The 267-nt window shown below is 59.2% G+C and carries 1 protein-coding gene; it reads right to left on the reverse strand.

Going from position 1 to position 267, the window contains the following annotated elements:
* Window positions 1-267, reverse strand: a 267-nt coding sequence (locus MN199_RS14745; protein ID WP_335739916.1) for a phage portal protein, incomplete at both ends; no start/stop codon positions are given.

The raw sequence follows: 267 nt of genomic DNA on the forward strand, positions 1-267 counted from the left end.
CGATGGCCTCTTCCAGCCAGCACAGAAACATCTGGCTCGCCTGACGGGATGCGACGAATTTTCGCCGCCCCATAAAGTACGCCCACGACTCGTTCGCACTGGCCCGTGCCGTGGAGTAGCTCATCTGGGCGCAATTCCGGGAAAGCTGCTCATACGAGACACCCAGCCCGGCAGCGATATATCGCAGCAGTGACTGCTCAAACACGGAGTAGCCGTTATCCGTATCCTGAGCCGTCTGCAGGTTCAGTGAGTCACCCGGCATCAGGT

The organism is Rheinheimera metallidurans (assembly GCF_036983985.1).
Classification (GTDB): domain Bacteria; phylum Pseudomonadota; class Gammaproteobacteria; order Enterobacterales; family Alteromonadaceae; genus Alishewanella; species Alishewanella metallidurans.